This is a genomic window from Desulforhopalus singaporensis (assembly GCF_900104445.1).
Taxonomy (GTDB): Bacteria; Desulfobacterota; Desulfobulbia; order Desulfobulbales; family Desulfocapsaceae; genus Desulforhopalus_A; species Desulforhopalus_A singaporensis.
Genome location: NZ_FNJI01000020.1, coordinates 1 through 22,699, shown reverse-complemented (window position 1 = coordinate 22,699; position 22,699 = coordinate 1). Strand labels below are relative to the sequence as shown.

The following is a 22,699-nucleotide window of genomic DNA, read 5'->3' as shown; positions in this document are numbered from 1 at the left end:
TCAGGTGGCTGTAGTACTGTTAAGTACATAAAATCTTTAAGCTATTTCCTTATCAGCTTGGCCAATCTTGGCAAGAGCTTTTTGGGGATTGACTATCAATCTCTTCATTCCTTGAACCGCATCACTCAAATCAAAGGCCTTGGCCATAAGTTGGGTAAAGTAAAAAATCGGCAAGCTATGCTGCGTACCTTGCGCGGCGTTGATCTGGCCCTGCCTCAGATCCAGATTCATCTGGCACAGTGGACAGGCGGTAACCAGGGCATCCACTCCAAGCCCTTTTGCCACCTCCAATAATTTACCCGAGAGTGTGGTCACGATGTTTTGTTGCGGGATGCCAAAGGAGGCACCGCAACATTCCACCTTGAGGGGGAACGGAATGACCTCAGCACCTATGGCTTCCATGAGATTGTCCATGGCCATGGGGTGCTCGTGATCGTCGAAATCCATCACCTCAGGAGGCCGGTTCATGATACAGCCGTAATAACAGGCCACTTTTAATCCCTCAAGAGGTGTCTTGACCCGCTCACGAACCTTATCAAGGCCGACGTTTTCAACAAGCACCTGCAAAACAGATTTTGTATCTACTCCTCCCCCATAGGGCTGGTCCAGAAGCTCATTTACCGCCTCGCGGAAGGATTCTTTCCGCATCTTATGCTCGGCAATCTTTAAATTGCTGAGACAACTGGGACATGGCGTGGTGACCGTATCAAACCCCTCCTGCTCAGCAAGAGTCAGGTTCCTCGCAGAAAGAGCTGACGACAGCACATGATTTACCGTGTGGGCAGGGGTTGAACCGCAGCAACTCCAATCAGGAATCTCAACGAGATCGACGTCCAGAGCCTGGCAGACACCGGTCGTCGATGTCTCATATTCCGAGGAGGTTCCCTTGCCGGAACATCCGGGATAATAAGAAATACGTATACTCATTTGCTCTTCACCTCCCTGAACCGTTTAAAAATTGCTGCTATCTGCTCTTTGCCCTTTATTGAATGCGGCTTCAAGGGAAGTTTTCCTTTGGGCAGGACCTTTGGCGCGAGTTCCACATCGGTAAAGACACGGCCGGTTTTCGCCATGTAGGACACCATAAGCCCCATCTCATACACCCTGCCATGCCGCTCAACGGAATCAAGAAAAGAATCAACGAATACTTTTACCTTCCTCTCTGTTGCGAGTCCCGCTTCCCGGGCCATGTGGCGAATATGATCCATTACCCCGGCTACATCTATATTGTTCGGACAACGGGTTGTACATGACTGGCATGAAGCACACAGCCAGATGGAATGGCACTGCAGGACTTTATCGCGTTGCCCGATCTGTACGAGGCGCATGATATTGCTCACCTGAATATCGTAGGCAAAGGAAAAAGGACATCCAGCGGTGCAGTTGCCGCATTGATAACAGGCGTTCAAGTCCTGGCCGCTTCTCTTTTCGACCTCGGCTGTGAAGGTATTATCAGCAGCTGTAATTTTGTATGTATTCATACCGCTTACTACCTCTTTTGTTAAAAACCATCATAGTTAGACAAAACGTAATAATCCGAAAACAACGATCTAAATTTTTGACACATGGGCTTGTGTGACAAGATGTTCAGAGTTCCTTGAATACTAGCTGCAGGAGGGCAATCAGGGCAAGCTACTGTAAATATTTAAGAAGGCCAACAGAACCAATTTTCAACGTGTTTTTTGACTATTACAATACAAACTTCAGAATACAGCTAAAATCAAAAACCCGGGTGTTTGTCAAGGAAAATTGAGAAAAGTATAAATTATTTTGTTGAAAACATTTGTCCCGTAAACTGTAAATAGTCACCAAAAGGAGAAAATAAGGTTCAGGGATACTCTGTTCATATGGAGAAAAAGAAGCTGGCCCAAAAGATGGTACCTGCGTTCATGACTGGGCAGTCATCAACAGATTTACGGCTGGCAACCAAACAGCAATACCAAGGAAGGTAAGGTGCTCAATGGGGGCGGCGAAAGGAGAAGGACCTGGCGGGACCCACCGTCAGCCTGACCTCGCGCTCTGCTATTGTGGATTCGCAGTTCCTTCCTGCTGCGAATCCACTTTGGATTTTGAGCTGATTGCTTTGATGATCGCCCGACCGCTTTCCCGCTACATCTGATCCGGAAGCGTGTACTGTTTTTCCAAGGCGTGACTGGAAAATCCCTGATCCGGTCTGGGAAAATGAGTCTGTTTCTCTCTGATGCCAGGAACAGCTTAAAAGTCGCCGCGCAAAATCCTGGCCTCGTGTATGAGCCAGTAGATTTCGGATTGAGTATCACAATCGCTTATCCAGTCATTTGCGTCAGGTTTGCTCGCGGTTACACATCCATCGATTTTCCACAAGAGACTTTCGAGCTGGTGAGCAGCGGCCTGTTCGTGGCCTTTTTCGAGCGACTTGCTGATTGTCTTTATCTTCTGCAGGAGATTTTTCTTATCAGATCGGCCGTGAAAACAGCCAATATCGGACTCGAGAATTATTTGTTCTGCTGTCGTCAATTTTCCCAGGATAGTTTTAAGCGGATCAAGAGCACCATAAATAAGGATCTTTGAATCGTCCACATAGTTCCAACCCGCTTCGAGTATATCTATATCGGTTGTCCCCTTGGGAAGCGGCTCAACTCGGATGATAGTGGCGCTTCTTGTTGAAAATCCGGCATTGTGATCCATGTCCTCGCCAAACGGCCAGATAACTTCTTGATCATCAGCGCTTAATCTCTGGTCTGGAGGCCCGGGATTTTTTTGCGGGGGAACAAGACGGAATGGCCCCTCACCGTCAAGTTTATTTGCTTCCGTAAGCTCACCGGTATCGAGATATGAGCCGGCACGAACATACGCCAGCATCATCTGCAGTCCATTTTCGACATGTATCGGTTCTCCACCCACCAGGTTCTCTAGCCCAGGCGCAGAGTAATCACACCAGCCTTCATCGGTTATGCCTACATCCGCCTGTTCGTTATAATAAAACTCCACCTGTGGATACTGGCCGTAGACGTGATACATGAGGGGATCGCTGTCCTCATAAAGCGGATGGTATTGGGCCCACCCGTCAGGGGCAAATACCGTTATACCTGTAGCTGTCTCTCGTATCTTGACAGCGTCGAGCAGGTCTGCAACCGGCACGCCACCGTATGTCGTGTAGAAGTCACCAGACTTGTGGGTGTTCATCAGCATGGTCTGCTCATGGTATGGAAAATAGGCTTCCAATTCATCGCGACTGATTATTACATACGGAGCAGGAACCTTTGTCGGATCGTCATCCGAATCACCGGGGAAGCGAAAGGCATTGATTTCTGCTGAATTGGTGTAACCATCGCTGTCTGAATCGAGATTCTCTATAGACGTTAAAGCCGCGAAATTTTTCCCGCCGTTTTTGTAATCAACCCCATACCCGTTCAACGTATCGTCAATATCCCCGCTTTCATCATAACCATAGGAGTAATGACACCACTGACAACTGCCAAGTTCCACAAAGACTCCTGGTTTTTTCTGGTATTGGCCACCCGAATGGCATAATGCGCAGCTGTCAAGTTTTGTCCCTTCTATTTCCGGGTAAACTTGCAGGACGATATCAGAATCAGTATCTCCACCGTGATGATAAGCACCGTAAGCTGCTGACAGCGGCAACAAGAAAAAGCAAATTATTCCTTTCCATAGTCCAGATTTCATTGTTCCCTCCAAATTTTATTTTTTTGATATCCTGTCCATTATGCTGTCGTCTTGAGGCGATGGCTTTTTATTGGAAATTTGAAAATTATAAATATTTGGAGAGGACACAGCCTGTCAATCATTAGCACTAAACGGACCATAACTGACGAAAACAGACTATATAAAGAATACCGACAATCTGGGAATGACCGGCATCATTGTCCCGACTGGCTGAGAAGTGGCAACTACAGATTATTTATCAGATTTTGAGTGTGCCCGCCATTTGTGAACCTTCCCCCCTCTTGCACAGCTTTCTTCAGGAAGTGTAAAGAGCCGGGTTTGGTTGTTGCGTTACAACTGATCAGATAGCTTGCTTTGGCTCTGGGATGAATGCGATTGTTGGATCCGGAACAAAATTCTGCCGGATAACGAGGTAAATACTTTGCACTTACGGAGTGACATGCTCCATGACTAGTCCGTCCGGCATAACACTTCGCACAATTTGCATCTACCTGAAGAGCTGTAATCGTTCAAAAGTGAGGGGCTGGTGAACATTTTTATGTTTTCCCATACACCCCATGTGAGATTGACCGTATCTTTCCCTGCTTCTTTAACCTGTGCACAATCCCGTACAGTTTGGTTTTGTCGTACGCTGTCTGCTCGACAAGCTCACTCATAGAGATCCCTTCGGCACGCGCGGTTATTACCTCGGCAACATGAGCTGTTGCATTTCCGGGTGATACCGTTGGCTGCCGGGATAATTGGTTGGTACGTTTGCCCGAGACCGCTTTCTTCCGGGCAGCAGATTTCTTTTTATTTGGGCCAGCGGATGGTTTTTCGGCCTTCTTTTTACTAAAATCAGGCACATTATCCATATCGATACCAAAAATGTCGGAAAGGTCGGCATCGTCAAGCACATTGCCGCTCTTCTTTCCGGCTTTGGCAGCAAGTTTTTTCGCAGAATCTTCTACTGCCTTGGCTATCAGTTCGTTGGTGTTGACCCCGCGCAGGATAAAAAACAGGGACGGATCTTCATCCAGACGGGCTCCGACCCCGTAGAGTGTTGCAGCAACATGTTTACACATGGTGGCCCAGTCCGGGCAACTGCAATCCAGTTTGATCGCCTTGGGGTCCGGAAACAATCCCTTATCTTTGCTGAAAAAGATATCAGCCAGTGATTCAGGGAACTTTCCCGCAAGAAGATCCTGCAGCGATTGCAACTGTCCCTCGCATTGCTGCCGGATCTCTTTCCATCGTTCCAGGGTTATTGGCATTATTGAAATTTCCACTTTATACGGCTGCTCAGCAGATCCTGCCACGAGGGCACTAATCTTTTCCCGTTTAATCTGCAGATCGAGAACGGCTCCAAGGCGGACATAGCTTCGCCCCCTGTCGATACGATTTTCATAGTCGGCATAGCGTTCGAGATTTTTGTTCCACGACTTTCCCCACCAGTTACGGGCAAGAGTTTTTCCCTGCAGGATGACCGGTTTGATACCTGGATTCTTTTTCTTAAGCTTTTCCAGCTTTTTCAATGCTCTTGCCTTTTTTTCGGCAACGGTGACGTACTTTGGAAATCCCCAATACCCCATAGGATGCTCCCCCTTTCTCTATTTTTCAAACGGTTAAAGTGAAAAGATCCCGCAGCTCATCATTGCTCATTTCGGTGATCCAGTTTTCCCCGGAAGCAGCGACAACCTCGTCGGAAAGTCTGGCTTTCTCTGTCAACATTCGGTCTATTTTTTCCTCAATAGTCCCCTTGGTCAGGAATTTATGGACCATCACGTTCTTTTTCTGGCCGAGCCGAAAGGCCCGATCGGTTGCCTGATTCTCCACAGCCGGGTTCCACCAGCGATCAAAATGGATCACATGATTGGCTGCTGTAAGATTCAAACCAACACCACCCGCCTTAAGAGATAACACAAAGAACGGAACATAATTAGAACCTTGAAATTTTTCGATCAGTTTTTTTCGCTGTCCCACCGGAACACTGCCGTGCAGAACCAGTCCTTCCCTTTGAAAAATGATCGCCAGAAAGCGGGATAGCGGCTCGGCCATCTCCTTGAACTGGGTAAAGACCAGGACCTGCTCCCTCTTTTCATAGATTGTCTCACAGATTTCCCTGAGTCGCTGAAATTTACCGCTCTCCTTCTCCTCAAACAACTCTTCCCCCAGGTATTGGGCGGGATGATTGCACAGCTGCTTCAATTTCATCAGAGTCGAAAGAATGAGACCCTTTCGCTGAATTCCTTCGGACTCTTCCAGGGTTTGGTTGATTCCTTCGATGACCTCTTGATAGAGCACAGCCTGTTTTTTACTCATTGACGCCCAGCTTTTCATCTCAACCTTGTCCGGGAGGTCGGAGATAATCGTTTTATCGCTTTTGAGTCGTCTTAGAATAAAAGGACTCACAACGTTGCGAAGTCTGGCATAACCGTCGGGAGCACTGGCCAGTTGCTTGGTGAATTCACCAAACTCCTTTGAACTGCCGAGCAGACCGGGATTTACAAAATCAAAAAGGCTCCAGAGATCCGACAATCTGTTTTCCACCGGGGTACCGGTCATGACTATTCTGTTTTCAGATTTCAACCCTTTGACCGTTTTAGTCTGTTTTGTGCCTGGATTCTTGATCGCTTGCGCCTCATCAAGAATGACATAGTTCCAGCAGTTTTCCAGCAACCACTTATAGCGCTGGATCATCTGGTAGGTTGTGATCACCAGATCCAGTGCACGAAGTTGTCCATTATCCGGAACGGGAACTTTACCCGGTTTATGCATGTCCGGATGAGCGACAAACCATGACAGCGACGGGTAAAAACGTTCAATTTCGCTAATCCAGTTTGCCAGGAGCGAAGCCGGAAGAATGAGAAGTGAGGGGAGCGTTGCATTTGTACTTGTTGCCACCTCTGCCTTTAAAGCATTCAAAAACGCCAGGACCTGGATAGTCTTTCCGAGCCCCATGTCGTCAGCCAGGCAACCACCAAGCTTTAGGCTATGCAGTGTATAAAGCCAATTCAGACCATCTTGCTGGTAAGCGCGAAGTCTGGCCTTGAATGTACCGCTGGTTTTCACTTTGCAGGTTTCCCCAGGTTTTTGCAGTGAGTTGAAAACCTTCTTCAGCCACTCTCCGTGGGAGACGGATGAGAGATTTTCTGCATTCTGTTCCTCCATTTTTTTTTGCGGAGAGATCGAAAAACGCATAGCCTCCAGCAGGGTCATTCCTTCATCACCGCTTAATTGCCGGGCTTTTTCATAAGTCTCCAAGGTCTGCCTGAGTTTTTCCTGATCAACCACCACCCATTTGTTTTTCAAAAAGGCAAGTCCTTCAGACTCTTCCAACAAGCGGCGTGCCTCTTCTATGGAAATTTCCGTATCACCGAACATAAGACGTGGTTCAAAGTCCAGAAGTGCTTCCAAACCAATCATCGATGGCATCTTCCCACCAACATTTATGACAACGCTGATGTTCGCACTCTTTTTCTTCCACCAGTTCGGAATACGGCAGAGAATACCCGATTCCTCGTACAAAGGAATCTCCCGCAAGAAAAGAAACGCCTGGTGCCCGGACCAGGCCAGCGGGTGAAAAAGATCGCCACTGTCGCGCATTTCCCTGATAAGCGAACTTTTCTTTGCGGCGGTATCGACAGTAACAAGCAGATCGAGAAGCTTGGCTTGGTCGTCACCATATTCCTGTAAGGCAAATTTTAAGGGAAGATGTTTGGATTCGCCATCTTCACCGACCATGGTGGAATAGGTTGCAAGAAAGGCAAACGGGGCTTCATGATCTTTATTCTCAACAAGATGAAAGTAGATGCGGCCAGCGAGGTGCACATCTGGGCTGTGTTCTTTGAAAAACTGTTCAACTGTCCCTTCGTAGGCGTCAATCTTGCTTCTGAACGACTGGTGCAATTCACGCCATAAAGCTGAAAGAACTTCCGGCTGCAGATACTCGCTCCCGGTCATCAATGGGACCGCATCGAGCAATGCTGAAAGCTCTTCATCACCTGGAAGAAGGTTAATATCGCCACGCAATTCTTCTATGTCCGATGAGAGCCTGAGCGTATTGATATAGAGAGCAGCAAACTTTCGCCAGAAATTCAGGGAAGAGGAGATGGGAGTCTTGTTACTGGTAAAACCGAGAAAAAACAGCCAGCCATCCGGTCCGGACAGATAATGATCATAGATTTCATTCTGCAGAAGATTCTGCCGATTAGTCATCGTGCCGGAAACAGTAGCCCATTCAAGCTGAAGTGCGCCATTGGGCATGAGTACTACCTGAAGTTCATCGTAAGCCATACATGTTGATTGAGGAAAAGTGGGTTACTCAAGATTTGATCTGGACAAACGACCAGTTTTGATGAGGTTTTTGCCAGGACAAATTCAGTGCAATTTCTTATTCTTCCAGATCTCGTTACTGTACTATCTTTGCTGTAAACTTAAAAAAAGTAATCGCCAGGATCATGCCACCGCTTATCCTTTCGCTTTCATTTTTGTAAAACAAAACAGAAAAGAGAAAGCTATGACCTGCGGCACTAAATGTACTCAATTTGCCCTGACAAGAGAACTCTTGATTGAACATGGCTTCGAGGGGCTCGCGGATTGTATAGCCATCCCCCATGAACTGTGCGACGTAAATTGAGAGTTCCCGTCATCTGAACGGTGCTCCTTGCGAGTGAACAGACCGCCAAACCAGCCAGGGCAACGAGTGCATAAGAAGACAATAAATACCCGGATGATCAAAATCAAACTTGTTATCCAACAAACAAGAGCAACTAAATTTTTACAAAATCGTGAACGTAATCTTCGAGATGAAAGGACACGGAACGACCGCCTGGGGCATATCGTTACGTTTATCGGGACACTCGTTGCAAAAGAAAGATGCAACAATTTCATTGAATGATTTTAAACCAGTTGAGCACATCTTCCCACAAAGGCTGGGCTTGCGGACGGAAATATCCCATGTGTCCAATGCATCCGTGACGGTGTTGGTCCGGGACCAGGTCAACGCACGTTATCTGCGAATTCTTGTAGGCTTTAATAAATGCGTTCCGGGAACGCGGCAATGCCCAATTGTCGTCTAAAGCATTCGCTGCAACGATCGGGGCTGTTACCTGGGCAAATTTTTCCGCAATTTCCGTTGCTTCCGGATCATCAAAAAAATAATGGGGAAAAGAGCACCAATGACGCCACTGTTGATACACCCCAAAAGGCAGGTCCTCTCCAATACCAAGCAGAGACATCGGCGCATATCCCCTAATAGCGAGCGTTGGGAGAACGATGTTCCAAATAAAACGAACTTTTAAACTTTCCAGGGTAGGCATCCAGCCGTGCCAACCCGCACCGATTGCAAAGACATAAAATCCGGAAATGCGTTGATGGTTGGGCAACAGACCAAAGGCATGTCCTCCAAACGAATGGCCGACCATAAAAAGCGGTACCTCGTCACTTGCCATGTACTCTACGGCGGCAGCTAAATCATCTGCCCAGTCGATAAAGCTGGCCTGGAAACCAACCAATGTTGACGGTCTGGATCTCCCTATTCCCCTGTAATCAAGGGTGAGGGTGGTATATCCATGTGAGCTGGCGTAGCGGGCAAAACTGTAGTAAAAGCGCTGAGGAACCCCGGTAGCTCCGGCCACAATCAGATGCCCAAGTGGCTGGGTTTTGGTATTGAAAAGTGATGCCGCTACTCTGTACCCATCGGCTGAGGTAATGTCAATGAGTTCCGGTTCATTAGAAATGTCTGCAGTCACAATTATCACTCCTCAATACGACAAGGCACAAATCTGTGCAGGGGCGTACCAAAACGATCACGGTGCGTTTTTTTAGTGAGACGGTTTACATTTACGCCATACACGCTTCCATCATATTCGAGACCAAAACCGTGAGGGATAATTACGGTGCCCCTCCTTACACTTTCCGATATTTCAAGTTCTCCAGATTCACTGCCAGCCTCCGTGATTACACGTACCCGCTGTCCATCGCTGAACCGTAATTCCTCTGCATCAACAGGATTCATCGCCACGGTACATGCCCGTTTGCCCGCATTCCATTCCGGGTTTCTTATAAGGGTGTTGGCGTTGTACTGCATATGGCGGCCTGCATGAAGAATGAGTGGAAATTCCGTGTCTGGCGTTAATGTTTCTCGCTCTTGCTCAGGAGTAAGTGCGACAATTTCATCCTTCATTTCAACAATAAAAATTTCCAGTTTCTTAGATTTCGTTCGTATCCCTGCCAGAGGTTCTTCCGTATTTGCCCTCCCCAGCCATACCCCCTGAGGACTCTCAAGAACAGCTCGAAACATCTGCTCTCCCTGGCGGTGACCCACGGGAAAACCAGCTCGATCGCCGTTGCTCATAACATCTCGTGGCAAGGTCATCAGCACCCCCCAGAGTGCGGCCTTGTTACCACTGTCCCAATGTTTACCTATTGTTTTTGCGAGAATGAAAGGCATTACAGGTCTGATTGAAGGCTCCTGCGATACCCACTTCATCATTTTTACCGCGAACTCCGACAACTTGCCACCTGCAGCCTTGACTATCTCTTCGGGAATATCCGGTATCAACTGCATTGCCTCCGCAAGACGGCTAAATATTTGCGAGGGCTCTAAACATTCGCCAGGAGGATCTACCGCCGGCGGTCTCATCTGAAAATAAACCTCTGGATACGTCCAGGGGAAAAAGGTCCCATCCCAGCATTCATACATGGATCGTGAGGGCAGGACATAGTGGGCAAACTGCGCTGTCTCATTCATTACGATATCGGTCACAACCAATAAATCGAGAGCCGCAAATGCCTCTTCATAAGCACTGGTATCGGGGTAGGATCGCAGAGGATTACAGCCGGTTACCAGGATTGCCCGTAATCGCTCGGGGTGGTCAGAGAGTATTTCTTCGGGCACAACTGCAGGCGGATAAAAACCGGCAGCAGCAGGAAACATCCCGGTGGCGACGGTGCGCCAGACTTTTGCATTCCGTTCGTCGGCATGACCACCCAGCGGCCGAATCATACCGGGAATGACATTGCCTCCACGCACACCAAACATTCCACAGATTGCTCCGAGTATGGTGAGTAAATAGTAAACAAGCGCACTCTGCCTGTTCATATAAACCCCGAGATCCGGATGCATGCACCATCGTTTGGTTGTCATCAAGCGGCAAAGTTCAGTCACCTGAGCCTGTTCCAATCCGCAGACATCAAGAGCAGCATCCACATCCAGATCCATAAACCAGCCACTTATTGAAGCAAAATCCTCAACGTACTGCTCGATGTACTGTTTATTCTCCCATTTATTTCTGAGAATGATCACAATCATGGTTTTGAGCAACAGTGCATCCGCACCGGGGGCAACTGCTATGTGCATATCAGCGAGCAGGGCTGTTTCACTTTTTCGTGGATCCACAACAACCAACAGCTTATCAGGATTTTTTGACAGACCTTGAAGTACCTGCGGTGCCCGTGGCATCTGGTGACTCTGCATGCCGTTCCACCCCCAGGCGACGAGCATTTCTGTTTCCGCCTCATCAGGAACAGTCAGAATGTGCTGGCCGCCCAACACACGTCCATTGACCCACCAGGCTCCGCTGAATTCCTGGCCCGCTGACGAATAGAGATATTGAGAACCGAGGGCTCTCATAAGATTGACTCCAAAGCCGGCTTCGAAGTGCCCGCCTTGCATGCTGGCCCCCATATAGGCAAGACTTCGCGGTCCGTGCTTTTCTCGAATCTCAAGGAGCCGATGGCCGATTTCTTCAACTGCCTGTTCCCAGGGGACAGGTTCAAACCGGTCTCCCATCTTTTTAAGAGGCGTCGTCAGGCGGCCTTTAGGGTACTGATAATACAAGACATTCATCCCTTTTCGGCAAACATATCCCTTGCTTCGAGGATTATCCTTATCAGGTCGAACCTTAACCATTCGGCCGTTTTCAACCAGGAGTTCCAATCCACAGTTTTGGGCACAAAGTACGCAGCTTGATTTTTTCCACTCTTTCATCACCGTTTTCCTTTTGCGTGGGCTAGATGTTTCGCGCTAGAAGCGGCACATCCCTCTTTTTGTTTTTAACGTAGAAGTAAATTACCATTTGCCTTAATCGTCGCAAAGTGGCATTTATGACAAATATCGCGCAAAAAAAGACATCAGGTATTCATTTCATACCAACGAATGGGCTGAGTTTTACATGAAATTTACCTTTCTCATCACGGAACACTGCTTTACTTCAGGAGTGGTTGGCTTGCTCGATGCCTTTGCTATTGCCAATCTCTGGCAGCAGGAGCTGACCGATAGTCGCGAGCAACTCTTTACCACAGAGCTTGTATCAATCGATGGCAAACCCATTACCAGCAGTGGCTGTATTGAGCTTAAGACGCACAGATCCATTAAGGAGACGGAAAAACCTGAATACATTATCGTGCCGCCGGTCTTTCCTTCCGCGAACCTGGGTCATCAATTAACACCAGACGTCCAGAACTGGCTGACCGAGAACCACAGACACCATGTTCCCATTGCCGCAGTCTGCACCGGTTCATTCCTGCTGGCTGAAACCGGCTTGCTCGATGACCGTACAGCAACCACGAACTGGCAGTTTGCAGGAAAATTTCAACAACTGTTTCCAAAGGTCAAGCTAAGACCCGAACTGATTCTAACTGAAGAAGATGGTCTGATATGCACAGGTGCCGCCACCGCCTATCTTAATTTCGGACTGAGCCTCATCAGACGGTATGGTTCAGAAGACTTGGAAAATGTATGTGCCAAGGCTCTCCTGATTGACCCAAATCGGACAAGTCAGGCACCCTATTTTCTTGAACGTCGCGCTGAAAAGCATGCAGATGCGGCTATTGAAAAAGCGCAGCGGCTTATGCATGAAAAATATTCAGAAATTAAGATAATAGATGAAATTGCAGACCATGTGGGCATTAGCTCCCGCCACTTCAAACGTCGGTTCAAACAAGCGGTGGGTTGTTCTCCACTTACCTACCTGCAAAACATCCGAATCGGGTCTGCAAAGAAAAAACTGGAGTCGACGCTTGCCAGTATCGACGACATAACCCTGCAGATAGGCTACGCAAACGCAAGTACCTTCCGAAGATTATTCAAAACCAGGACCAATCTGAGCCCAAGAGAATACAGAGATAAATTTTCAAAAATAATGAGTGTAGATAAGCGTTAGATTGCGAGCGATTAAAATCTCGTGAGAATTATTTGTTTTGAGACGTTGTTCATCACTTCAGGAATTGAAACCAACTCTAACAGTAATTGTACTCAGGCCTGTGGTGTAGACTATGCTTGCCAATATCAGGAAATATAACAGCATAGTTGGTTTGAGAGGTTTGAAGCGCCACAGGTCAAATAATGGACACCACTTTGTTTTGCATATAATGTAGCTCCACTCGATTTTAGGATTACTCAGACAATCCCTTTATCGCTCGCGTTGCGACCTCGCAGTTCTGTTCGCAGATCTCTATCAATTTGCTTGAAAGACCATTTTTTAAACGCGAAACAAATAATTTCCTCCATCTCTTGAACCGGCAAGGATGTGATTTTTTTTCTGGGGGCAAGTAAATAGTAAGGATACGGCATTGGAACTGTTTGGCCAAATAGTCTGATAAGTCGCCCAGACTGGATGTCTTTTTCACCTAATATCAAATCGATCAGGGCAACTCCACAACCTTCAAGCGCACCCTCCAATGCCAAATGTGCCCGTCCCATGAACAGCCCCGAAAGCTTACCGCTAAGTTGAACTCCTGATGCACTCAGCCAGCGTGTCCAGACTGTCCCATCGTCTTCGTGCAACAGAGTATGTTCCAGTAACTGCTCTGGCTTTTTAATCACGCGTACGCGATTAATAAAGTCGTGATTTGCAACTGGAGTCAGTTCGACATAAGCAGTTGAGACAATTCTCCACCCAGGAATGTCTTTTGGTTCCCCATAGCAGATCGCCAGATCAGCGTTCCGCGGATCTGTTAACTGTGTTTCAGGGATAATTTGAATACTCAGTGCGGGAAATTTATCCTGGAAGGATCTCAACGACGGAACGAGCCATTTGAGAGCCAGTGACGGAGCACAGGAGATTTGTAAGGTTCTAGTCGCCTGATTATCAGACAACTCTCTTGTTACTCGATTAATATTGGATAATGCTTCCACGAGAGTCTGCGAAAGCCTGGCGCCAGCTGCTGTCAGTAGCATTGGTTTGTGTGAACGATCAAAGAGTTTCACCCCAAGGGCATCCTCTAGAGCCCTAATTTGATGACTGACAGCGCTGTATGTAACACAAAGCTCTTCTGCAGCGCTGGCCAGCTGACGATGCCTTGCCGCAGTTTCAAAAACCTTGAGAGTATTTAGGGAAAACATTCTATCGAAACTATCCATTGCTCATTTCCTTTCTCCCTTCGACGGATTTTTGTTACCCGAAAAAATCAAACACACCCCCCTATGTACAAAAAGATATAATGTGAGAAAATTTCAAGTTATGTGCAAAATCGTATCGTTTGTCATGTTCATCTAAATAATATACCGTTATCTCATTCGATTATCTTGAGTTTTTTTTGACACATTTTTTTGTTCTCCTATCACTCCTTCTTCTAAGGGAATTCGACACAAAGAGGATATACAATGGAAAAAAATTTCTACCAACCGCTCAGTGCCAACGTTGCCCCAAAGTTCGGGGCACCAACGACGTTCATGCGTTTACCTCAACGTGAGGATGCTTCAGGGCTTGATGCTTGTTTTTATGGCCTCCCCATGGATTGGGGGACATCTGCACGTTCTGGAACGCGTCTGGGACCACGACAGGTCCGTGCTGAATCTACTCAAATCCGCCCTTACAACATGGGAACCGGTGCCGGACCATTTTCATCCTTATCCATTGCCGATATCGGTGATGCTCCTCTCAACCCTTATAACCTACTAAAATCGGTCGAAGCAATTGAGGAGTTCGTTACCAAAAAAATTATTGATTTCAACTGTATCCCCCTGGCCATCGGTGGAGATCATACAGTCTTATTGCCTATATTAAGGGCAGTAGCGAAAAAGAGCGGACCGGTTTGTCTGATTCACGTCGATGCCCATGCCGACACCAACGATGTCATGCAAGGTGAAACAATAGCTCATGGAACACCAGTGCGTCGTGCTTTTGAGGAGTGCCTGATCATTCCGGATCACAGCATTCAGATTGGTTTGCGTGGTTCAGGCTATTCTGCTGAGGATTTCGATTGGGGAAAACAGAAGGGCATTCGTGTCGTTGAGGCTGAAAAATGCTGGCATAAATCGTTGACACCATTGATGTCGGAAGTACGGCAACTGGTTGGCAATCGCCCCACATATCTGTCCTTTGACATTGATGCTCTTGACCCAGCTTATGCACCAGGAACGGGAACATTGGAGGTTGGTGGACTCAATCCAATTCAGGCTTTGGAAATTATACGGGGATGCCAAGGTATCAATCTTGTTGGCTGCGATTGTGTTGAAGTTTCACCACCTTATGATCCTTACGGACGGACGGCAACATTGGCTGCTAATTTGTTGTTTGAAATGCTCTGTGTTTTACCCGGAGCTAACTACAAAGGATCGGCGGTATAAAAATCATATTCTGCGTTTCGTTGATTTTTATGCAATGAACTTTTACTGCTGATTTACCTAACTGTTACTCAACTCAACCAAAAGGTACATGAAAGATGAAAAAGAGAATTTTAGCACTGATGGTTTCAATGCTTTTGTTTACAAGTATGGTCGCTCTGGCAGACGACAGTGTTTTTAACCTGCGTATGCAAAGCTATTACCCACAAAGCATGATTGGCTGCGCAGAAACCTTTGCAAAATTGGCCAAAACTATGAGTAATGGTCGCCTGAACATCACCGTTTTTCCAGATGGCACCCTCACTTCGCCTGACAACATTCTTAAAGCAGTCAAGGCAGGGATGATTGATATCGGTCAGGGCAGTGGATCATATTACTCTGAGTTAGAAATCGGCAATACCGAAATTGGTCTACCAATGGCCTGGAAAAACGTATCTGAAGCCAGACTGCTATTTGAGGGGCTCGGTTTCGAAAAACTTGTTGCACAGAATTATGAAAACCAGGGAGTTCATTATCTCGGCTGGGCTCCGGTTGCAACCTATCATATTTTGACCAAACAGCCGGTCAATTCTCTGGATGATCTGCGTAAAATGAAAATCCGCGCCATTGGTGGTGCTGCCAAGATGTTGAACAAGGTCGGTGTTGCGACGGTTAATATCAAATCGAGTGAGATGTATCTTGCTCTGAGTACAGGTCAGGTGGATGGCGTTTTGTTTGGTGGCGCTCTTGATTATCAGGCAATGAAATTAAGCGAAGTTGCTGGCTATTACAGTGCCACTCCAATTGTCGACCCGATTATCGACTCCTTTATTGTCAACCCAAAACTGTGGAATAAGCTGCCAGAAGATATGAAAACCATCTTGGAGACAGCGGCATTGCGCGCTGGTCTTGAGTACTACGATGACATCCTAAAAGAAGAATATCTGCTGCGTAGCAAAGCGTTTAAGGGGGTTACCAGTTTTCCGAAAGAAGATATCACAACTTTGCGCAAAGCTGCTGTCGTTGTTTGGGATGAAGAAGCAAAGCGATCTACCACGGTTGCAGAAGGTATAGGCCTGCTCAAACAGCTGAGTAGTCTTGTAGAATAGTTTGAGAAAGTGTTTGTCCTGGAAGAAGGGGCATGCAAGCAAGGCCCCTCTTCCAGGACTTAGATTAACAGAATAATATTTGTGAGGAATCATGAAAAATCTATTGAGTCGTTACATCATAATGATCGATTCCTTGAGTAAGTTGTCGGGTTCCATTCTTTCCATGTTGATTTTTTTGATGATCTTCATCGTCAATTATGAGGTTGTTGCCAGATACTTCTTTAATAGTCCGACGTCCTGGTCGCTGGAAGCAGCAACAATGACTTTCGGAACCTATATGATCGGTGGCGGCGCCTATGCGGTAATCAGCAAGGCGCATGTGAATATGGATATTTTTTATTCGAAATGGTCCCCGAGGACCATGGCGATTGTGGATATCTGCACTTACCCGCTGGTAGCCTTTTTTTTCTCGGTTATGTGTTGGAAAGCGTTTGCTTATGGGATTGAGTCTTTTCAGATTCGTGAGCATGCCTCCTCGGTTTGGAGCCCACCGCTCTATCAATGGAAAATCGTTGTAGCAGCAGGGCTGATTTTACTTTGGCTTCAGTTGTTGAGTGATTTTCTGCGCAATCTGCTTCTTATTGTCACCGGGGAGGAACGGTTATGAGTCCTTTTGCTGTAACTGGAATCATGTTTTCAAGTATGCTGATTCTGATGGTTCTGGGTGTGCCGATCGCATTTTGTCTAGGGGCTGTAGGGTTGACTACGACTCTCTGGCTCTGGGGTTCTTCTTCTCTTGATCTTGTATATTTTACTGTTTGGAATGTTCAAAACAATTTCATTCTCATCGCCGTACCGCTTTTCATATTTATGGGTTACATCCTGCAAGGTTCTGGTGTGGCAAAGGATCTTTTCGACGCAGTATATCTGTGGGCGGGACGGATTAGAGGCGGCCTTGGAATTGGAACCGTAGCCATTTGCGCAATTATGGCTGCGATGGTAGGAATCAGCGGGGCTGCAACAATTTCCATGGGGGTTATTGCTCTTCCAGCTATGCTGGAGAAGCGGTACGACAAAAAAATTGCCATGGCTTGATTCAGGCGGGTGGTGCACTCGGCTTTCTGATACCACCAAGCATGATGATGATCATGTATGCTTTCCTGTCTGGTGAATCGGTCGGCAGGCTGTTTGCCGGTGGAGTGATTCCGGGTTTTATTCTTGCAGTATGCTACATGGTCTATATAGGTTTGCGATGTTATTTCCAGCCAGAGTTAGGTCCTGGAATCCCTGAAGAAGAACGCGCCAGTCTGAGAGAGAAAGTAACCTCCTTGAAAGGGCTTATCTTGCCGGGCATTCTGATTATAGCGGTATTGGGATGTATCTTTTTCGGGCTTACATCTCCCACAGAAGCTGCTGCAGTGGGAGCACTGGGCGCGATTGTCGCCGCAGCTACACGAAAAAAAATAAGCTGGAAAATGTTAAAAGACTCGGCGCTTAAAACATTAAATGTTTCGAGTTTTACCGCGTTCATCATTATCGGTGCTGTAGTTTTCAGTACAGTCTATACCGGGCTCGGCGCTACACAGATGATTAAATCGACTATTGTCGGCTTGGATGTAAGCCCCTGGGTTGTCCTGATCATCATGCAGCTTAGCTTCATAATTCTAGGCATGTTTCTCGATGATCTGGCGATATTGTTTCTCTGTATGCCGATTTACATCCCAGTTATCAAAGGCCTTGGGTTCGATCCCGTCTGGTTTGCCGTACTCTACGTCGTAAATATGCAAATGGCATATATCACACCACCCTATGGTATAAACTTATTTTACATGAAAGCGGTAGCTCCACCCGATGTCAGCATGGGAGACATCTACCGCTCTGTATTGCCCTTTGTTTTTATTCAAATTGTCTGCCTCGGATTGTTCATGATGTTCCCGCAGATCATTCTGTGGCTGCCAAATATGCTTTTCTAAATAGAGATATCTATTTATATTTCCAAAGAAATCTCAAGACACATAACCAATATCTAAGCCACTATAAAGTAGGAGTATAAAATGTGAATTCCGTTTGATTCCGGCCAAGGTTTCCAGAGCAATCCGGCCAATTGTCATTCAGCGTCGAAAGACCCTTTTCCGCTTTGAATAGTGCCCCCTTTGCGACATGGAGACCTGAATATCTTTTATCTTTAAAATCTCTTCATACTAGAGGGTTAAGAGCTTTTAAAGATAAGAGATATTTAAGCCAATGGGATCAAAATTACACGCCGTTTGACATTCCACCAGTCTCTTATTTGGCCGCCGGATTAATAAGACAATCTTGCTGCATTGGTCCACAACCGCTTGGCTATCGCCCGCGTTGCGCAATCCGGTTACTACATAACTTGCAAGATGTCCCACTCCCAAAATTCCAAGTGTTTTGCTCATAAAGTATTAAGCCTTCAAGTATCTTGATCTAGCTACTGTAACCGAAAAATTACCTGCTATATGAACTGGCGGAGCCAATTGCTATCCTCTTTTCTTAATGCGATAAAAATTTCATTTGTTTTCCATGTGATATCAGAACGAAGCTTTGACAACCCTTCACTTGTTTCAATAAAAGAATTTTCAATAAATTCTAGCCCATAACTTTCATCACTACTAGCCTTTAATTTTCTCGAGTCTTCTTCGGTAATATTTAAAATGTAAACAAAATGTTGTTCACTAAGCCCATCTACTTCAACATTCACATTTATAGGAGTTAATTGTTTTTCAACTAACAAATTAGCAAGAATTCCTGTTTCTTCTTCCTCCCTCGCTTCTCTTTGAAGTGCCTCGAATGGCGTTTCTCCATCTTCAACATGGCCCCCAATAAGTTCAAGCAAGCCGTCACTTTTTTTACCGTATGCTTTTTTTCGTGAAAAAATGTAGTGTATTTCTGTCCTAATAAATATTTTAACTATTTCTTCGGAGATTTTTACCATAGTTTATCCTGCATTTATTCTATAAAGTTATATTTTATGTTGATAATATTATTTTCGCTTCATTGATTACTCTTGAAAATTCTTTTGCATAAAATGCATCTCTACCTTCACGTAAAGCTATTTCAGCTTCATCGAAGGTAAACCACGTTGGTTTTCTATGCGCTTCATTGCAAGCAACGACTTCATCTACTTTAAGAAAAAAAATTTCATTTAAACAGTCCTTGCCATCATTTTTTAGCTCTTGTTTATAATGTTTATAGTTAGAAAATGGTTTCTTTTGGATAAATCCTTTGACTCCAGCTTCTTCCAATGCATTTATCCTTGCAGTGGAATAATTGGATTGTCCTTCGACGTTTGTTCCTTTAGGGAATGTCCACCTTCTTCCTGATGTTCTCACTAGCATCACTTTTAATTCTGGGTTTTTTCTGTAACAAAAGGCCGCAGACTGATTTACAATCGAATTATTTTCTTGTTCCTTTGTACTGTTTACTTTTAGATAAGTAATTAGCATTAAGGATAGCGCGGCAAAAGTTAAAATTAAAAAAACCAACATCAAAATAAAAGTATAATTTTGGTTAAGTCGAGAAAAAATTGGTAAGGATAACCAATTCTTATACAAACTCCAAAAAACAAATGCAGCCACTGCACTAAAACCACAAATACTTAAAGAAGCCTTCCAAAAATTTTCCATAATTAATACCAATTGCTAAATCTGATTGCTACCAATCCTCAGTATCTTTCACTGATACTGGGACTCATGGCCGATTGATCCCGCAAAAAATGAAGCATCATAAGAATTGAACTTCTTCCAGAGAAAACCTTGGTGTTGTTAAAATGGTTTATGCACACATAAATATTTCCTCAACTGTTTGTTACGGTATATGGTTAAAAAATAAAGAAAGATTATACCTGTTTGAGAACCCTGATGGACAGATCAGTAACAAGGTGTTTTGTTGCTTCTCTGTAAGACAGCATATGAGGTGCTGATAAATGCGCTTTTAAATCCTCTAAACTAGCCCATTTTTCAATTATTGTTACTCTATTCGCATTCAACTCCTGGGGGGCGAAACCTGTTGGAACATCAATGGTTGGTGCATACTCAATACATCCTTTCTCTTCAAGAACATTTGGGATGTTGGCTTTGAAAATTTCAATAAATTCTGAGATGTAGCCTTCTTTAATCTGTATTGATGCGAGTACATGTATCATTTGTTTTTTCCTTATTTAAACGTTATGGCGTTTATATGAGGTCTATATCATGTATTTGATATTCTTCCGATGCTTAGTGGTTTGGTGATAAAACATCGCTTTTTCAGGTGCTGCTGTAAAACCACCTATTCTGCTAGAATTCTTTTAACCCGACTGACAAAATTCTACCTGTGCTACCTAGATTCTTGCAACTTTTTTTGCCAGCTGCCACGCCCCTTATATAACGGGATTCAGTTCATGCGGCAACTTTCCTGACACTGAAGGTCATCATTAAGGTCATAATGTCTCTGCCGCTTTGAGAAAATTGTTAGTGAAAAAGTTAAGCGATGGCACAAAACTTTGTGTTGATATGTTTTCTGGCAGTTATTAGCAATTGTCACTTTATCCAAAAACAAAACCTTCAGGTACTACAACAATTCCTTGTTCAGTAACGGTGAAACGGTGTCGGTCTGTGGTCAGATCATAACCGATTTGCTCTTGGGGTGGGATTTTAACGTTTTTGTCGACTATACAGTTTCGTAATGCGGCCTCGGCGCCAACTTGAACTCCTGCAAACAGTATTGACTGGTCAATGGTCGCTCTGTCATCAATAAAAATACCTTCAAACAAAACAGAGTTCCTGACGTTACCGCCCGAAACAACAACACCGCTAGCCAGCATTGAGCTGATGAAAACACCTTCTGCTCCAGAGGTGCCAGGAACAATCCTTGCGGGTGGTGTCTGTGGTTGATAGGTTCGAATAGGCCAGTCGACTTGATAAAGATTCAAAGGCGGAACTGGCTCAAGAAGATCCATGTTTGCTTTGTAGTAGGCATCTATAGTTCCAACATCACGCCAGTAGCGATCTTGTGTCACCCTACCTTTTTTACCGCCAAATTTATAGGCGTACACTTTTTTGTTTTGCACCAAGACTGGAAGAACATCTTTGGCCAGATCATGACTCGAATCAGTATTGTACTGATCTTCTAACAAAACCTGCTTCAGCAATTTTGTAGGAAACACATACAAACCCATTGACGCTAGTGTTTTATTGGGATCGGCAGCTATGGGCGTCGGTTGTTTCGGTTTTTCTTTATAATCAACAATTAGCATCTGTTCATTGGTAACGGCGACACCAAATGCATCTTTTGCTCTTTCGACTGCAACCTCAATACAGGCTACAGTGACATCCCCTCCATGATCCTTATGAAATCTGAGCAATGCCTCATAGTCCATGCGGTAAATATGGTCTCCGGAAAGGATCAGAGTGAAATCAGCATCACTGCGGTCTATCAAATTAAGATTTTGAAAAACGGCGTCTGCGGTACCTTCATACCAATGATCGCCATAATTCATCTGAGCAGGAACAGCCGTTATATATTCTCCCAGTTCGGGATTAAAAATAGACCAGCCATCTCTGAGATGCTTATGCAGGGAATGAGATTTATACTGTGTTAACACCAAAACTCTACGCAATCCGGAATGCAGGCAATTTGCCAGAGTAAAATCTATAATCCGGTATTTGCCACCAAAAGGAACTGCAGGCTTTGAGCGTCTTAAGGTCAATGGCAATAGACGAGAACCTACGCCTCCTGCCAAGATGAAGGTTAATGTTCGATTTTGCATGGCTGCATTTTACATCATCAATAATCGAAAAAAACAGGTAAGTTTTATCACACTGTTCCCATTCAGATCATATGGCACCAAAAGAGGCCATGAACCAAGAGACACTCCGTAGTAAAAATCTAACCCCAAAATAAATCATCTTGTCCACATCCCTTGTTAATCAGAAGGAATTCATGATAGATCTCAAGCGGGTCTATAAAGCAAGTAGCAAAGAAATCGCCGAGGCCGAACCAATATCTTAAATATAAGTATAAATTCTTCATGTTATCTATACCACCAACATTATCGAGGTTGTATGCCGACAGAGGTGCGTTCCCAATTCAGAACACCCTGAACAAGCTGCTCTATCTTTGTATTCTAAATACCTGTTAATCAGCGTGCAATAATGACCCCTTAGAGAAGAAAACAGCGTCGAAAATTGACCCCTCTATGTTATCCCGTCCGTGATGAAATTATCACGGAGGAAATGGAGGATGTTAATAGTGGAGACCATAGCAAAAATACGTCGTTTACACTTTTCAGAAGGGCTTGGGATAAAAACGATTAGTCGTAAGCTTGGACTGTCTAGAAATACAGTCCGTAAAGTTATTCGTAGCGGTGCAACGGAACATACTTACGAGCGCAAGCTTCAACCCCAGCCTCAACTTGGCGAGTATGTTTCCCAGTTGGAGGAGTTGCTTG

Annotated in this window: 16 protein-coding genes and 2 pseudogenes; 6 read left to right on the top strand and 12 right to left on the bottom strand. The window is 45.4% G+C overall.

The genetic code is table 11. The features are described 5' to 3' along the window. Positions 1 to 36 precede the first annotated feature (36 nt). The 7 genes from BLQ17_RS13775 to BLQ17_RS13740 form a co-directional block, all read right to left on the bottom strand. Positions 37 to 927, bottom strand: coding sequence for a CoB--CoM heterodisulfide reductase iron-sulfur subunit B family protein (locus BLQ17_RS13775; protein ID WP_092223816.1), 891 nt, complete (start codon positions 925 to 927; stop codon positions 37 to 39). After that, the gene (locus tag BLQ17_RS13770) at positions 924 to 1,481 is read right to left on the bottom strand and encodes a 4Fe-4S dicluster domain-containing protein (protein ID WP_092223814.1); all 558 of its coding nucleotides are present in this window, start codon (positions 1,479 to 1,481) and stop codon (positions 924 to 926) included. The genes BLQ17_RS13775 and BLQ17_RS13770 overlap by 4 nt, the downstream gene beginning before the upstream one ends. Before the next feature lie 733 nt (positions 1,482 to 2,214). After that, positions 2,215 to 3,666: a GEGP motif-containing diheme protein gene (locus BLQ17_RS13765; RefSeq protein ID WP_143005511.1), complete on the bottom strand. Its 1,452-nt coding sequence runs from the start codon at positions 3,664 to 3,666 to the stop codon at positions 2,215 to 2,217. A gap of 536 nt (positions 3,667 to 4,202) precedes the next feature. Further along, entirely contained in the window at positions 4,203 to 5,237 is a 1,035-nt protein-coding gene (locus BLQ17_RS13760; protein WP_092223810.1) for an SWIM zinc finger family protein, read from the bottom strand. A 25-nt stretch (positions 5,238 to 5,262) separates the two neighbouring features. Further along, a complete protein-coding gene (locus tag BLQ17_RS13755) occupies positions 5,263 to 7,941 on the bottom strand; it encodes a DEAD/DEAH box helicase (RefSeq protein ID WP_092223808.1) in 2,679 nt (892 codons plus the stop codon). A 593-nt stretch (positions 7,942 to 8,534) separates the two neighbouring features. Beyond that, positions 8,535 to 9,398 (bottom strand): alpha/beta hydrolase family protein, encoded by an 864-nt coding sequence (locus tag BLQ17_RS13745; RefSeq protein ID WP_218121795.1) that lies wholly within the window; start codon positions 9,396 to 9,398, stop codon positions 8,535 to 8,537. Between the two features lie 5 nt (positions 9,399 to 9,403). Next, positions 9,404 to 11,638: a molybdopterin-containing oxidoreductase family protein gene (locus BLQ17_RS13740; protein ID WP_092223806.1), complete on the bottom strand. Its 2,235-nt coding sequence runs from the start codon at positions 11,636 to 11,638 to the stop codon at positions 9,404 to 9,406. A 184-nt stretch (positions 11,639 to 11,822) separates the two neighbouring features. Between BLQ17_RS13740 and BLQ17_RS13735 the strand changes: the two genes are divergently transcribed. Then, entirely contained in the window at positions 11,823 to 12,812 is a 990-nt protein-coding gene (locus tag BLQ17_RS13735; RefSeq protein ID WP_092223804.1) for a GlxA family transcriptional regulator, read from the top strand. Positions 12,813 to 13,048: 236 nt separating this feature from the next. Here BLQ17_RS13735 and BLQ17_RS13730 read toward each other — a convergent pair whose 3' ends face one another. Further along, positions 13,049 to 14,011, bottom strand: coding sequence for a LysR substrate-binding domain-containing protein (locus tag BLQ17_RS13730; protein WP_092223803.1), 963 nt, complete (start codon positions 14,009 to 14,011; stop codon positions 13,049 to 13,051). 243 nt (positions 14,012 to 14,254) lie between these two features. Here BLQ17_RS13730 and speB point away from each other — a divergent pair, with 243 nt between their 5' ends. The 4 genes and pseudogenes from speB (at position 14,255) to BLQ17_RS13710 (ending at position 18,218) form a co-directional block, all read left to right on the top strand. Continuing rightward, positions 14,255 to 15,220, top strand: a complete 966-nt coding sequence (gene speB, locus BLQ17_RS13725) for an agmatinase (protein ID WP_092223801.1) — start codon at positions 14,255 to 14,257, stop codon at positions 15,218 to 15,220. A gap of 95 nt (positions 15,221 to 15,315) precedes the next feature. Then, positions 15,316 to 16,305: a TRAP transporter substrate-binding protein DctP gene (gene dctP / locus BLQ17_RS13720; protein WP_092223799.1), complete on the top strand. Its 990-nt coding sequence runs from the start codon at positions 15,316 to 15,318 to the stop codon at positions 16,303 to 16,305. A 91-nt stretch (positions 16,306 to 16,396) separates the two neighbouring features. Further along, on the top strand, positions 16,397 to 16,912 hold the full coding sequence (locus BLQ17_RS13715) for a TRAP transporter small permease subunit (protein WP_092223797.1): 516 nt from the start codon (positions 16,397 to 16,399) through the stop codon (positions 16,910 to 16,912). After that, a pseudogene (locus BLQ17_RS13710) lies at positions 16,909 to 18,218 on the top strand (TRAP transporter large permease). The gene BLQ17_RS13715 and the pseudogene BLQ17_RS13710 overlap by 4 nt, the downstream one beginning before the upstream one ends. 506 nt (positions 18,219 to 18,724) lie before the next feature. On the opposite strand, the gene BLQ17_RS13705 reads toward BLQ17_RS13710, so the two are convergent. The 4 genes from BLQ17_RS13705 to glgC form a co-directional block, all read right to left on the bottom strand. After that, entirely contained in the window at positions 18,725 to 19,204 is a 480-nt protein-coding gene (locus tag BLQ17_RS13705) for an NUDIX domain-containing protein (RefSeq protein WP_092223795.1), read from the bottom strand. 34 nt (positions 19,205 to 19,238) lie between these two features. Next, positions 19,239 to 19,895: an NUDIX hydrolase gene (locus BLQ17_RS13700; protein WP_092223793.1), complete on the bottom strand. Its 657-nt coding sequence runs from the start codon at positions 19,893 to 19,895 to the stop codon at positions 19,239 to 19,241. Positions 19,896 to 20,107: 212 nt separating this feature from the next. Next, positions 20,108 to 20,413, bottom strand: a complete 306-nt coding sequence (locus tag BLQ17_RS13695) for a putative quinol monooxygenase (protein WP_092223792.1) — start codon at positions 20,411 to 20,413, stop codon at positions 20,108 to 20,110. Positions 20,414 to 20,794: 381 nt separating this feature from the next. Further along, positions 20,795 to 22,018 (bottom strand): glucose-1-phosphate adenylyltransferase, encoded by a 1,224-nt coding sequence (glgC, locus tag BLQ17_RS13690; protein WP_092223791.1) that lies wholly within the window; start codon positions 22,016 to 22,018, stop codon positions 20,795 to 20,797. Between the two features lie 473 nt (positions 22,019 to 22,491). Here glgC and BLQ17_RS22900 point away from each other — a divergent pair. Beyond that, a pseudogene (locus tag BLQ17_RS22900) lies at positions 22,492 to 22,699 on the top strand (IS21 family transposase); the annotation flags it as partial.